This window comes from Nitrospira sp., assembly GCA_030692565.1.
In the GTDB taxonomy this organism is placed as follows: domain Bacteria; phylum Nitrospirota; class Nitrospiria; order Nitrospirales; family Nitrospiraceae; genus Nitrospira_D.
The window spans coordinates 41487-54483 of record JAUYAO010000043.1 but is presented as its reverse complement, the minus strand read 5'-3'; the positions used below and the strand labels follow the sequence as shown (position 1 = coordinate 54483).

The window sequence follows — 12997 nt, the reverse complement described above, 5'->3', positions numbered from 1 at the left end:
GCGACGGCAACGGTGCTGCTTGAGCGTGTGAAAAGCTATTTGATGGAAATCTAAAAATCTGTGTGAGGAAAACCCGATCAAATTTTCCCCACAATGCAGGGTTGCAGGCAAAATTGATGAGAAGACCGACAGGCTGCTAGGACTGTTCCTACTATGATCAGCACGAAATAAGGAACGGCGGGCTGTGTGTTCTTGAACTTTAAAAACAGATACACAAAGCCAACATAACCAGCCATGGATATCAGGCCCATCTGTATGCGCACGCCGTTCCAGAACGTATCGGCGGATACCATTCCTTCAGGAAGCTCATAGGTGAACGTAAGAAACTTGAGGGCAATCTTCAAACCGGCGCCCGCCAGCAGCCTTTCGACCAGATACACCGGCACGGCAACCAAAATATATCGCTGCCAGTTGAATTTCTATATGACGGCTTGAAAGGTCGCAGTCAGGAAAACTGCAAAGGCCATATTCCCCAGGCCAAAGCTGGTCACGCCCACGGCCAACACCGGCGCCAGGCCTGCCGCGATTTCCGGCCAGCCGATATAGTTGCCAGGCCTGATCCAGGCATTGAGCCAGCCGATCAAGCAGGCAACGCGACGGTGGCCAACCCCACCTTGATGGGATACTTGGACATCATGGCGATGCCCACCGTCAATGGAATAGCCATTGACCCAGCGATCAATCCGGCTGCGACATCGCGACCAGCGTATTGTGCCTGAAAATCAGCTGATCCAGGTATGGTAACCGGCCCTGTATTTACAGGCATCTCGTCCCTTGTACTGTTTGTATCTTTGGGTTCGTGTGACGATACAGTTCTTTCTTTTTCACGAGTTGTCATCGGTAGTGTCTCAACATCATTCGCACAGATTGAACTGGTTGATAAAGTCCGGCAACATGCGTTCTACTTCCGAGGGGAAAAGTAGTTGATCTAAGGAAGGTCTGAATAATTCCCGATTTCTATCAACCAGCGTACGAAACGCAGGGAATCTGGTTGGTTCCTGACCAGAACTTCGAATTAATCAGACCTTCCCTAAGAGAATTCGCTCGAAGATCGTCAGGCTCTCTTCAGGGTTTTGGCCAGGCTGGCGGAGAGGGTGCCAGGCGCTTCTTGACGATGCGCCCCCGGCGCGTAGATGGACATCGCGATCCAGATTTGTGTTGTGCGGCGTTCTCTTCGGTGCCAAAGCGCGCCTTGAAACGAAGAAGCTGCTTGATCCACTTGAGGAACAACTCGATCTGCCAGCGCAGCCGGTAGCGCTTCGTAATCGTGAGTGCTGCTGTGTATCGGTGTAGGGCATCGGCTTGTCCTTCGTCTATATCATGCTGTTCACAACTCCCGCTGCGGTCCTCATATCTCATATACATACAGCTACATACAGCAAGAAGAAGGCCGCGACACGGTATTCCTTCAATGGTGGAATGTAACCTTCTCGTGAATAAGGAGAAACCGTGCACCGGCGTTGCCGAACGACTCGTAAGCACAGAGCCACATGCTCAAGTGCAAGTGCATAGACACACGCTCGTGCGGGCCTACACGCGGGCGCAGTCACGACAATCTGTCGTGCAGGGAAAGACCACAGATTGGGAGATCGGGAAAAAGGGAGTAGGCCGCACGAAACCGAGCGGTTACATGTGTCCGAGCTTGCGGAGGGTTTCCATCCCGCGGCCTTCGTCTTGCGCCCGCCCGGAACGCTCAGCGATCGTCGTGGTCCGCAATTCCGTGATGATCTGCGGAATGGTGATGGCGCACGACGATACCGTCCCTGTGCAGGGCACGCAACCGAGGCTTCGATAGCGGGTACCGTTGCCTCGGTCGAAGTAGAGGTTGGGCAAAGGAATCTGCTCCAGTTCGAGGTATTCCCAAATATTGAGTTCGGTCCAGTCGAGGAGGGGATGTACGCGAACGTGTGAACCGGCGGGAAATGTGGTCTTATATTGATCCCAGAGTTCAGGCGGCTGATCGCGAAAATCCCATTCTCCGTGTTTGTCGCGGAGCGAGAAGTACCGCTCTTTCGCCCGCGTGCCTTCCTCGTCCGCGCGAATGCCGAGGATGACGGCGGTCCACCCGTGCTGGGCAATGGTCTGTTTGAGCGCCTCGATCTTTAGGGCCGAGCAGCAGGCGACGCGTCCGACCGTGTGGTTCATGCCGGCGGCCAGCGCCTCGCGGTTCTGGCCGACGACCAGATCGAGCCGCCATTCGCGGCAGAGCCGGTCCCGATAGTCGATCAACTCGGGCATCTCGTAACCGGTATCGATGTGGACGAGCGGAAACGGCACGTGGCCAAAGAACGCTTTCCGCGCCAGCCAGAGCAGCACCGTCGAGTCCTTGCCCATCGACCAGAGCATGGCGAGATGGTCGAAGTGTTTGTAGGCTTCACGAATAATATAGACGCTTTGGTCTTCGAGTTGGCGCAAGTGGTTCATTTGCTATTCCCCAGTTCTTCTCCCGCTCGTCTCATCGATGCGAGCCACGTTTTGACACCTGGCGCAACGCGATGCCATCGCTCACCGTCACATGCGACTCGCTGAAACCTCGGAGCAGCTGCCATCGAACCGCGCACGCCGGTTCCCCGGTAGTCCGAAACACAGCGGAGCGAGTTGCATCATGAGCTTGTACTCGTAGTACAATCAGTGCACGCAAAACTCCAGAAAGGTCAGCGGGAAATCATGCCGCTCAGCGAGCTGCCGTTCATACTCGGTATAGAGACAGGCGAGGTAGCCGCCACAGTAATCCGGCGTGACACCACGGTCGGCAAAGGTCTGCCGAACCGCCTCATGATCGATCCGGCGCGTCACGCGTCGAGGGTTCTCCTCCCGAACTTCGCGGGCGATGCTCGCCGGGATCTCCCTCGGCACATCCAGCCCGGTCTGCTTGCGCATCCACTCGGCGATGGTCCACTCCGCTCGCGACATGTCTCCGATGCGCGTCATAGTGTCAGCTCTGCACGAGCTCGGTTACTCACGGGCGTCGAGGGTCTCTTCCATGACGACCGCTTCCGCGGCGAACTAGTCTCACAGGTCATGCCCTTCCCGCTGCCCTTCCCGCTTCCACAACTCATGGGCTTTCTTCGTAATCTGTCCCACATCCCGTCGGGGAGCTCGACTGGTTGCTTCGTCGTTGCTCCGGCGAGAGTCGCACGGGTCTGCGAGGCGCCGCGCTTCTTCTCTGTCCCCTTCGGATTCATCAGGCCCTTGGTTCGAACGCTGGCTGGAGGTAGACAGGGTAGGAGGCTTCAGAGGAACCTTCGTAGTCCTGTCGAACCCAGGCTAGGGCCCCTTGAGAACCATGATTTCCTGGGCCATTGCCAGGAACGCCCACAGGGCAGTACCGTCTCCCTGAAACGCATGAATTAGTGCTAGGACTGTGACATGATCGCCTTCTGAAACAGTCCTGACAGCTCCGGGGCGACCACAGACTCCACGAACTGCTACCTCGATAGAACCCGTCTGGTCCTCAAGCGTAAAACGATATGAGTCATACTGCTCACACGGAGACCCATCTTCCCAGACTGTGGGAAGCCCGGCCTGAAGCGTACGGACCGTTCCCTGTAGGGTGACCGAATGAAGATGATAAGACATGCCTGACCTCAGAACACTGTGGATCGGTAGAGAATCATTGGCAGCAACTACTTCTCCAACCCATACCACAATCATTAACATTAGCGGCGTGAGGGTTCTTGTTTTGTGATCACCCAGATTGGACTCCATCATGTTCCCAAGCTCTTATCGTGACGGATGAGGAGTCTGGGCAATACCACCGGCTAGGAGCCTGTCCGAGTATTCAAAAATATGCCAATTTCAGGGGTATCTGAACACCCCTCACCGAAGTGCGATCGTTGATCCTGCGCCAAATGTGCACGTAGAGATTTTGCGAAACCGATTACTCGGACAGGCTCCTAGCATTCCGAATTTCCCAATTCCCCAAATTTGCGGTGCCTCCTGCGACAAACACATTACCGTTTAAAAACAGACTGCACGTAAAACTCAGATCTCGCGAGGCCCAAAAACTTCCGTTTGAGATGAATCCCCCGTTTCCATCGCGAATTTCCCAAGTACCAGCCGAAGCAAGGCCACCACCGATGAACGGGTTTCCATTTGAAAGACGTACTGCGCATTGGCTTGAGCGGCTAGCCCATAACGACCCCTGCGAGACAAACGACCAGAGCATGGCGAGATGGTCGAAGTGCTTATAGGCTTCACGAAGAATATAGACGCTCTGGTCTTCAAGGGCGCGAAGATGCTGCATGGCATTCCTTTGCCCGCCGCCTGCGTTTAGTAGGCGGCGGGACCGGAAAACGTGCGATTCGATACGAGATCCAGCACGTGCAATCCGTCGAACTGGGCCGCCGTCCGGCCGATGGTGATCAGTCCGATCAGCCCCTCCTGTGGAATCCACTCGTCCGCTACCGCAGCCACCTGCGCACCGTCGACGAACACGCTGAGCCGGCCGCGATCGAGATGAATGAAATTGATCCGTTGAACCCGCAGGCTGTGCCAGGGGCGCTGAGCCAATTTGACCGTAATTTCCCCCAGCACCGTCGTGCGGCCATCGAGCACGCGCCTGGAGGTTAACTTGCCCGTCGTGGGATTGAGCGTGACCGCATAGAAATTTCGGTTGTCGCGCACAGCCAGCGCGATCCCGGCTTCGCCGGCTCCGTCCGCCGACAGATCTTGCACTTGCACGGTGACATCCGGAAAGGTGGTGCGGATGCGGTCGGCTAGCAGGAGATGCGCGCACTCACTTGCCACACAAGGGCGATCCTGGACGACCAGGTTGCCCCGCGTGGGGATCTGGCCGTCCGGGAGCACACGCCAGCCGGAGGGCTCCGCTCCAGGCGTGCTCCAGGCCACAAATCCCGCGGGCGGCGCATCGAGCGCGTCCTGGTCGAAGTTCCACTGCCACACGATATCTTGCCGCCGCGGTTTGGCGTGGACTTCGACATTGAGTACATCCGATGCACGAACCGGCGTCGGCAATGTCACCTGCTCGGTGTTCGGCAGCAAGGCTTTCACGACATCGTTCCCGACCAGATAGGGCCAGACGCCGACGGCGCCGGAGACGCGATCGTGCCAGATTTTCGCGGTCTGCAATCGTTCCTGCAGATGCGCCGGTTCGCGAGGCACACGCAGGGCCTCCACCAGGACCAGCGCATAGGCCGCCAGGAGCTTCTCGACGGGAGTCTCCACCTGGCTCAACGCCTGCTCGGCTTCCTGGCGGGCCTGCTCCAGCCACGGATGACCATGGCGCCGCTCCCAGGAGAGCCACTGAATCCGGTCCCAGGCGAGTTCGGATAAGAGCCGGCCGTGCAGCGATCCTCCTGAGGCGGTATCTTTCAGTAGCGCTTCATGCGCCGCGAGCGCGGAGGGGGCATCGTTGTTCCATCGATAGAGCGCGCCGAGCTGCCGCCGCCGTTCGGGGGGCGCCTGTCCGCCGGCTGTCACACGTTCAAACGATTCAATGGCCTGATAGAGGGCCTCCGCTGCCGTGGAGTGACCCATTGCGACCTCGGTGAGCTCCTGGCGCCAGGTCTGCGCCTGAAGGTTCCAGTACAGCTCGGCCAGCCTCGTCGCCACGGCCTCATCCGGTCCTGAGATTCCGCTCTTGGTCAGACCCTCCCGAAGAAATGTCTGGAGCCGATCGTCGGCAATGACGGTGTGCAGCGCCGGATCGGCTTGATCGATGAGCGTGAGCCTGGTCAGCAGCCTCGCTCGTTCGGTAGAGCGCGGCATCTGTTCGGCGCGGGCCAGCCCGGCGGCAAAGGCTTGGTTCGCGTCCTTCCTGTCCCACCAGCGAGCGGAACCCAGGACAAGCCCGCCGGCCCCCAAGCGACTCTTCACCTCATCGTTCTGCCGCCCACCGGGATCGGCTGATTGCGGAAGACGCCCGTAGTGAATGCCGACCTGCACCGGGGCACCGGAAAGGGCCTCGTTGACGACGGCCTGATCGACTGGATATCCCAGCTTTCGCAATCCTGAAACCACCACGAAGCGGACCGTCACTTCCCTGACAGGACCGTACCGGCGCAGGACGCCGCTGGCCCACCACACCTCTCCGGGGCGCAGCGCGAGGGGAGCCGTCAGCGGATCCGGGTAGGATACCCGAACCTCGACGGTATGGCCGGAAACCCGTACCGGCTCTTGGCCCGTGAGATTGTTCAACGCGAACGGCCTGACGGGCGAGGCGTTGAGGACCTCAAGGACGGGGCCTGGTCCCCCATCTTTGCCGATCACGGCAGGGGAGACGACGACCGCCGGCATATAGTCCTTCCAGTAATCGGCATGACGATGCGTTTCGGACAGCAAGCCGAAACCGACCCCCCGCCCCCCCGTCTCGAAGATTCCGGTTTCCGGTTGATCCTGGACTAATTCACGATGGGCTTTCAGCGTGTCGTCCCAGCAGGTCCTGTCGGTTTGCTCAGATGCGCCTCGTTGGCGTCTGAGTGTCAAGCAGCCCAGATCGAGCGCAGCCCACTCCGCCACCCGGTTACCGGCGAGCGCCGCACCATATTGCGACACCATGCGAGCCGGGCCGCTCTGTCCGGACGTTGTCGGCTTGGCCCCAATGGCCGCCGATCCGTCGTGAGCCAGTGTCGGCCCGACCATTGCCAGCATCACGAACAACCATTTCGTCAAGCGATGTTGCATTCCCATAGTGCCTCTCTGTTCCTTGTTCATGGAGCGAGGGGATACTCCGGTTGTCCCCCATGCGGGTAGGTCCGCTTGCAGCGCACGATCAAGGTTGCGGTGCCCCGTCCGTCCACGCATTGATTGAGCGACGAGGCATACGCTACCATTCCCTCCGGCGTCACCTCAAAGGGAAAGTCGAACGTAAAACTGATAAATTTGTAATGCCCCGGCTGTAACTGAAGCACGCGAGGCTCCGACGTCCGATAGGCATCGGACGTTTCAATATCGGAGGTCCAAATCGAGGGCGTCACGCCCGGCACCTGCCACCAACTCTGCGACACAATCGAGGTGGCATTGATGGTGATGGGGTATTGAATTGCCGATGGCTCGCGCGATTCGGCAATGGCGGCGGACCCCATCCACGCAGTCCATGCGACAACGGCGCAACCCAGGATCATGCGCCGGATTTGTGGAGCGAGATACGATCTGTACTCGGAAGAGGTCATGAGTCCTCACCGTCCCTTCGTTGGAATAACGGAGACAACACTGGTGTCGCGAAAGATCTCCTCGACTGCACGGCTGTCCCACTCGGTATGGGTCTCAAGTTGAAGCGCCCGCAATACGGTGGCTCCGGTATCGACAAGGGAGACGGACTGACGAATCGCATGTCCGCTCTTGATCCCGGCGCCGGAGGCAATCCATGGGACGAGCGATGAGACTGTCGTGGATTGGCTCGGCGCCGCGCCGGTTCCACTTAAGGACGTGACGAGCACCGTGGTGCGCGTGAGCAGTCCGTGTTCTTTGAAGATCTCCAGCACCGACCCCATGGCCCGATCCACCGACCGGAGCGCCGCGCGGTAGTCCGTCGAGGTCCAGCCCTGCGCGACACCGGCGCGCCCTCCATCCGGCAGATGCACCACGAGGAGATGCGGCAGCGCCAGAATCGCATGCCCGTATCCGTGCCCGCTCGCGGCCTTCTTGAAATACTGCTTGATGTAGGAGACGAGCCGCTCAGGACTGCACTCAGGCTTGAGCGGCCCGCACATCTGGTAATCCGTATAGGGTTCCGGTTTTGCCAGCTGGTACAGCGATTCGTCCATGAAAAAGATGGCGCTGTCTCGTCCGCCGCTGAGGTCGAGATAATCGAAGACCGTCGGAGGCCGGGGATAGCCTCGGCTGAATTCAAACGCGTCCCAGGTGATGCCGTGTTTTTCAACCGGCAGTCCGGTGAGGAGGGAGGCCATCGCGGGCAGCCGGAGAGGGGGCGTGACGGTCTTGGCCGACCACGTCGCCGATCCCTGGTTCACCAGCCGACTTAACACCGGCATCGGCCCCGCCTTGAGTGCCGGTTGATCGATGCCCTCCAGCACAAACAGAATCACATGCTCAGGAACCGTCTGTTCCGACGAAGATGAAGGTGTCGCGGGAACGGCGTGAGCCGTCGCTGCCCAGGCAGACGCACCGGTCAGAAGCAAGGCGATGACGAAGGACATAGTCTTCATGGGCCGCTCTCTCCCTGGTTATTGCCGAAAGCTACTGCAAAGAGAGTTCCGCAGTCTGCTCAGAGTCAGCAGTGTGCGGAGGATTGAGTAACTCCGCACAGCGATTCACGAATCTGTCAGTGGACCGCTCATCCACTGACAGGAACCGGATGAGCCATCTCCTATGTCGCCGGTGATGCCGTGCGTGGAGGCACGTTGCGCCCGGTGGTCGTGTGTGGCCGCACGGCACAGCGTTCTGTGTGAAGCGTGGCTTGTCGAGTTGATCTGGTTCATCTGGTTTGTTTTGTTCAACGAGTCGGCCTTGTTCAACCAAACACACGAGACAGACCAAATAAACGAGAGAAACCAGCGGCTGCTCCCCCTTCACGAGGCTCGCTTCACGAGTCACGGCCTGTGAATGACGGCGGACTTTTTCCGCATCCTGACAGGGCGCGTACGCGATCGTGCAATGAGTCTACGCTGCTCCTCAGAAATATTGGGTAATGCCGAACGGAACGAGCGAGTTCGGTGTCGGGGCCGGCAACTGGGCGAAGTCCACACGCAGCAATGTGTTCGAAAGAAACCTCGGCACCACTCTGAAGCCGGCCCCGATATTCACGGCGCCACGCCAACTGCGCAGCTGACCTTGGTCAGTGAAGCGTTGGAAGGCGCCGGCATCTGAAAAGACGACTCCTTGGAGCGCCCAGCGTGCCGCGAGCTGGATCGCGTGGCGCAGTTCAAGGTTGCTATAGGTCTGCGCCCGGTTTCGAAACAGATTGTCCGACAGTCCCCGGACTCCGGCGATACTGCCGAGGAGGACGCTGTGGTTGGGATTGCCCCTGTTGACCGCTTCGGCGACGCCGTTGATCATGAGCACCGGCGTCGAGGCGAGGGGGATGCCTTGCAGGTAGCGAAGACGCGCTTCATGGCGATTCTGGTTGGCGCCTAGAAAGTAGCCGGGGCGGAATTCCGCTGAGACATGGTCCCACGTCACTTCGGGCGCGAGGCCGACAAAGTATCCGTTGGAGGGATGCGGTCCTTTCGCGTCTTCGACGGTCTCCTGATACGCTCTCAGAACGGCTTCGTATCGCAACGGCGATCCGTAGAGGCAAGGACCTTTGAGTTCATATTCTCCTCCAAGGCACCGGCGATCCCAGGCCGCCTGTGAATCGGAAAATCTGATGCCGTTCGCATTGTACGAGGCCTCTGCTTCCTGAGCCCACCGGATGGGGTGGAAACTGTGCTGGGAGAGCCACCGGTCAACGTTGGTGCTCCGCTGGCTATAGCTCAATTGACCGCCAAGCTGGGTTCCTGTCCCGCCGATGTTGTATTCCACCAGGCCGGCGGTAGCGCTGAGATCTGGCAGACTGCTCCCTGTCGAAAAGTTGAGGATCGGTGCCAGGGTGAACTTTTCCAGCACCTCCACCGTCAACATCCGATCCCCGACGGCGACCACGACACAGTCGAAGAGGCTGCGGTTGCGGATACGGCGTTCAAATTCCTGCAGTTCGGTCCGAGTAAACCGGCCAGGGACTGTGCGAGGGAGCAGCCCCAGAATGGTGCCTTCTTGCGTGCGACGAAGACCATGAATGATGACCGCTCAATCTCGATCTCATTGCGGACCATGATCGCGCCAGCGGAACTGGCCGCATCGTGATGCCCGCCCGACCCCGATCCATAACCGGGCGTGGTGGAAACGCTGACCGCGAGCAAGCCAAAGACCATTCGCCTGATCATTTCGAGATGAGTCATAAGAGTCTACCGTCCCTTCGTCGGAATAGCGGAGATGGCGTCGGCGTCGCGAAAGATCTCCTCGATCACACGGCTGTCCCATTCCATATGGGTCTCGAGCCCGAGGGTCCGCATCACCGTCGCGCCCGTATCGATAATGGAAATCGGCTGATGGATGGGGTGACCTGCCTTGATCCCAGCCCCGAAGGCAATCCATGGGACGAGCGATGAGACTGTCGTGGATTGCCCCCTGTGCCACGCCGGTTCCACTTACTGTAAGGACGTGACAAAGACCGTGGTGCGTGTGAGCAGACCCTGTTCTTTCAAGATCTCCAGCACCGCTCCCATCGCTCGATCCACCGCCCGGCGCGCCGTGCGATAGTCCTTCGAGGTCCAGCCCTGTGCGGCGCCGGCGCGCCCTCCATCCAGCAGATGAACCACAAGGAGATGAGGCGCCGGGAGGGAGGGTCTTACATGGTGAGCGAGCGGGCATCCTCCAATTGGTACTGCCCTCGGACGACCATGGGATAGAGAGAAAAGATGGGGGTGTGGGCGGGCACCAGGGCGCTGGTGATACCCGGGAGCAGTTGCAGGTGCAAGTTGATGAAATTAAAACTAAGCCCTTCCTGCCACAGCTGCCGTCCTGCTCCGGCGTAGGCCCCGATCTTTTCCGTGGTGTAGGTCCGTGTCAGCAGGCCGGCACCGCCCTGCAGCCCGTATTCATGCAGGTCGGGGGCACCCTGGAGGAGCAAATTGACGGCGGTCGCGTCGAACCAGACTTTGATGTTGCAGCCGATTTGCACGTATGGGCCGAGGGTGTTTGTGCCGTCGAGAAAGGCCCGGGGAAGTCCGATCTCGAAGGGGAGATCCGGGGACATGGCACGGTTCACCGTGCCCACGTTCGGGTTGTCCATCGGCGCGGCGGACACGAAGAGGAGATGCGGGTCGGTCATCTCCACATCGAGGACCTGATCGTCGTAGAAGCTGACCAGCCTGCCCATTTCATACCGCAGCGGAAACGAATATCCCATTTTCACGTACCAGATGCGGACGCCGGCATCGAGAGGGTCCTCCGGGGAGCGGCTGATCTTGAGGTCGAACGGCAGCATGATGTGCCAGGCTCCGGTCCTGGCCTGCATGAAGGGGGCGCACGCGCCGGGAAATTCCTTGTGCACGGTGGGATTGTCCGGCTCGAAGGTCCTGATCTGGCTGGTGAAGTGCTGGGCGATCTTCGCTTCCTTGGACAGGCGATATTTCCGTTGAAAGTAGTCCGTAGCCAGCTGTTGGGCAATCGAGAAGAAGTAATCCGGCATGTCGGTCTCGATTACGATCCGCTGTTGAGTTGCGACGGCCTGGTCGCCTCCAGGACGGTGCGGCTTCAACGCGGCGGTATAGAAGTCGAGTTCGGTGGTGAGGCGCTGGATGTCCTGCTGAATCTGCCTGGCGAGGGCCGCATCGTGGAAGCGGGTTCTCGGGAGCAGCTCGAAGGCTTTGCGGAGGCAATCCAGCTTGTGGCCGTACCGCTTCGGCTCATCGGCGAAGGCGTCGGCGGTCGCCATCATCAGGTTGAACTGCTCTTCCGGCGTCAGGCCAGCCCCGGCAAAGCTATGGTCCTTGATGAAGGTGAATGCCATCGGGCCGAACGATTCGGCTTTACGGATGCAGAGCGTAAGAAGGAAGTTGTAATGCGCTCGTGCTTCTTCAGGGGTCATGTGGTGCTCCTCGTAAGGTTATGATTCTACTTTGAGGGTTTCTGCCTGGGCAAGATGCGGCCTCCAGCGAATACGATTTCCAGGGTGGCGCCATCCATGGGCCGCAGTGGCGAAAAGCCGATCGATGACAAGTTTTTCTGAACAGGTCTCTCGAGGAAGGGAGGGGTCAGAACCGATCGGCCGTGCGCAGAATGCGCGCCGCGGCGAAGGCGGCGCCAAAGCCGTTATCGATGTTGCAGACCGTAATCCCGGAGGCACAGCTCGTGAGCATGCAGGCCAGCGCCGTCACCCCGCCGAATGCAGCCCCATATCCGACCGACGTCGGGACCGCGATCACCGGGATTGAGACCAGCCCACCCACCGCACTGGGCAGCGCCCCTTCCATGCCCGCCACCACAATCGCCAGGGCAGTCCGGTCAAAGAGCTCGCGGCGGTCGAGGAGCCGGTGAATGCCCGCGACCCCCACGTCATAGAGGCGTTCGACGCGAATGCCCAGCAGGCGCAGCGTCTCGGCGCATTCCTCCGCCACCGGCACATCGGCCGTGCCTGCGCAGACGAGCGCGACAGGGAGCTTGCCGAGCGGCGCAATCGGCGCCTGCTCCCAGGTCGCCGTGCGCGCGAGTTCGTGATAGTTCAGCAAGGGCAGTGTCTGTGTCACCGTGACCGCTTTTTCCCGATCGAGCCGCGTGATCAGCACGTTCTGGCCTGCCCGCGCAAGTTCCTCCGCGATCCCCACGATCTGCTCCGCGGTCTTCCCCAATCCGAAGATGACCTCAGGCGTCCCTTGTCGCAGTGCGCGATGGTGGTCGACCATGGCATAGCCGAGGTCGGCGAACGGGAGATCCTTCAACTCGCGCAGCGCGTCCTCAAGACTCACGCCACCGGCACGGACACGTTCAAGGAGGTTGTGCAGTTGGAGTATATCCATGATCAGGGGTTGCAGCGGTCACACTCGAACGGCGTAGCGGTCACCCGGCGCAGGGCGCTCGTCTCGATCATCTGTAGACGAGTCAATCTAGATAATGGACTGTTTAACGTGGGCGGACCAGGAGCATAGATGCGTCCACCTTGGCGACCAATTGCTCGGCTACTGAGCCGAGCACCAGACGGTCCAATCCGCGACGATTTGCCGTTCCCACTACCAAGCAAGTCGGCCCCATTCGTTGGCCGCATCGGTAATGGCTTCTGTAATACCAGTTAAGCCATATTCTGCTTGAGCTTGCAGTAAACGGGTTTCCAGGTTCAACCCATTCTTCACAGCAGCCTTAGCCTGCTCCCATAGTTCTATGCCTGCCTGCTGATCAGCATCGTCTGAATCGGCAACAGCATAGACGATGCACAGCGTGCCATGACAGGAGGTGGCAATGTTCTCCGCTTCCTTTAGTGCTTCCAGCGAAATCTCGCTTCCGTCGATAGCAACCATAATTTTCTTGAACATAATGGTGC

The 12997-nt window shown here is 59.4% G+C and carries 15 protein-coding genes and 1 pseudogene; all 16 read right to left on the bottom strand.

Annotated features, from left to right (window positions below; all coding sequences use genetic code 11):
• Positions 1-77 precede the first annotated feature (77 nt).
• Complete coding sequence (locus Q8N04_11315; protein ID MDP3091261.1) at positions 78-395, bottom strand: hypothetical protein; 318 nt, start codon at positions 393-395, stop codon at positions 78-80.
• Positions 396-419: 24 nt separating this feature from the next.
• On the bottom strand, positions 420-584 hold the full coding sequence (locus Q8N04_11310) for a hypothetical protein (GenBank protein ID MDP3091260.1): 165 nt from the start codon (positions 582-584) through the stop codon (positions 420-422).
• Positions 581-838: a hypothetical protein gene (locus tag Q8N04_11305; GenBank protein MDP3091259.1), complete on the bottom strand. Its 258-nt coding sequence runs from the start codon at positions 836-838 to the stop codon at positions 581-583. The genes Q8N04_11310 and Q8N04_11305 overlap by 4 nt, the downstream gene beginning before the upstream one ends.
• 300 nt (positions 839-1138) lie before the next feature.
• Positions 1139-1275, bottom strand: a pseudogene (locus Q8N04_11300) (transposase).
• Positions 1276-1626: 351 nt separating this feature from the next.
• On the bottom strand, positions 1627-2424 hold the full coding sequence (gene cysD, locus Q8N04_11295; GenBank protein ID MDP3091258.1) for a sulfate adenylyltransferase subunit CysD: 798 nt from the start codon (positions 2422-2424) through the stop codon (positions 1627-1629).
• 204 nt (positions 2425-2628) lie between these two features.
• Positions 2629-2931, bottom strand: a complete 303-nt coding sequence (locus Q8N04_11290) for a hypothetical protein (protein ID MDP3091257.1) — start codon at positions 2929-2931, stop codon at positions 2629-2631.
• 949 nt (positions 2932-3880) lie between these two features.
• Positions 3881-4246: a hypothetical protein gene (locus tag Q8N04_11285; GenBank protein ID MDP3091256.1), complete on the bottom strand. Its 366-nt coding sequence runs from the start codon at positions 4244-4246 to the stop codon at positions 3881-3883.
• A gap of 26 nt (positions 4247-4272) precedes the next feature.
• Positions 4273-6651: a hypothetical protein gene (locus tag Q8N04_11280; GenBank protein ID MDP3091255.1), complete on the bottom strand. Its 2379-nt coding sequence runs from the start codon at positions 6649-6651 to the stop codon at positions 4273-4275.
• Positions 6652-6671: 20 nt separating this feature from the next.
• Positions 6672-7046, bottom strand: coding sequence for a hypothetical protein (locus tag Q8N04_11275; GenBank protein MDP3091254.1), 375 nt, complete (start codon positions 7044-7046; stop codon positions 6672-6674).
• 93 nt (positions 7047-7139) lie between these two features.
• Positions 7140-8129 carry an alkaline phosphatase family protein gene (locus tag Q8N04_11270; GenBank protein MDP3091253.1) on the bottom strand — a complete coding sequence of 330 codons (990 nt, stop codon included), beginning with the start codon at positions 8127-8129 and terminating at the stop codon, positions 7140-7142.
• 466 nt (positions 8130-8595) lie between these two features.
• Entirely contained in the window at positions 8596-9564 is a 969-nt protein-coding gene (locus Q8N04_11265; protein ID MDP3091252.1) for a hypothetical protein, read from the bottom strand.
• Positions 9565-9866: 302 nt separating this feature from the next.
• Positions 9867-10109 carry a hypothetical protein gene (locus tag Q8N04_11260; protein MDP3091251.1) on the bottom strand — a complete coding sequence of 81 codons (243 nt, stop codon included), beginning with the start codon at positions 10107-10109 and terminating at the stop codon, positions 9867-9869.
• The gene (locus Q8N04_11255) at positions 10110-10340 is read right to left on the bottom strand and encodes an alkaline phosphatase family protein (protein ID MDP3091250.1); all 231 of its coding nucleotides are present in this window, start codon (positions 10338-10340) and stop codon (positions 10110-10112) included.
• Complete coding sequence (locus tag Q8N04_11250) at positions 10310-11551, bottom strand: hypothetical protein (GenBank protein MDP3091249.1); 1242 nt, start codon at positions 11549-11551, stop codon at positions 10310-10312. Before Q8N04_11250 ends, Q8N04_11255 begins: the two co-directional genes overlap by 31 nt.
• A 166-nt stretch (positions 11552-11717) precedes the next feature.
• Complete coding sequence (gene larB, locus Q8N04_11245; protein ID MDP3091248.1) at positions 11718-12479, bottom strand: nickel pincer cofactor biosynthesis protein LarB; 762 nt, start codon at positions 12477-12479, stop codon at positions 11718-11720.
• A 210-nt stretch (positions 12480-12689) separates the two neighbouring features.
• Positions 12690-12989 carry a universal stress protein gene (locus tag Q8N04_11240; protein ID MDP3091247.1) on the bottom strand — a complete coding sequence of 100 codons (300 nt, stop codon included), beginning with the start codon at positions 12987-12989 and terminating at the stop codon, positions 12690-12692.
• Positions 12990-12997 lie beyond the last annotated feature (8 nt).

Excerpts from the sequence above, each read along its gene's own strand:
- Q8N04_11305 (MDP3091259.1), bottom strand. The coding sequence starts at position 838 with ATGACAACTCGTGAAAAAGAAAGAACTGTATCGTCACACGAACCCAAA.
- cysD (MDP3091258.1), bottom strand. The coding sequence starts at position 2,424 with ATGAACCACTTGCGCCAACTCGAAGACCAAAGCGTCTATATTATTCGT.
- Q8N04_11290 (MDP3091257.1), bottom strand. The coding sequence starts at position 2,931 with ATGACGCGCATCGGAGACATGTCGCGAGCGGAGTGGACCATCGCCGAG.
- Q8N04_11285 (MDP3091256.1), bottom strand. The coding sequence starts at position 4,246 with ATGCAGCATCTTCGCGCCCTTGAAGACCAGAGCGTCTATATTCTTCGT.
- Q8N04_11280 (MDP3091255.1), bottom strand. The coding sequence starts at position 6,651 with ATGGGAATGCAACATCGCTTGACGAAATGGTTGTTCGTGATGCTGGCA.
- Q8N04_11275 (MDP3091254.1), bottom strand. The coding sequence starts at position 7,046 with ATGGGGTCCGCCGCCATTGCCGAATCGCGCGAGCCATCGGCAATTCAA.
- Q8N04_11270 (MDP3091253.1), bottom strand. The coding sequence starts at position 8,129 with ATGAAGACTATGTCCTTCGTCATCGCCTTGCTTCTGACCGGTGCGTCT.
- Q8N04_11250 (MDP3091249.1), bottom strand. The coding sequence starts at position 11,551 with ATGACCCCTGAAGAAGCACGAGCGCATTACAACTTCCTTCTTACGCTC.
- larB (MDP3091248.1), bottom strand. The coding sequence starts at position 12,479 with ATGGATATACTCCAACTGCACAACCTCCTTGAACGTGTCCGTGCCGGT.
- Q8N04_11240 (MDP3091247.1), bottom strand. The coding sequence starts at position 12,989 with ATGTTCAAGAAAATTATGGTTGCTATCGACGGAAGCGAGATTTCGCTG.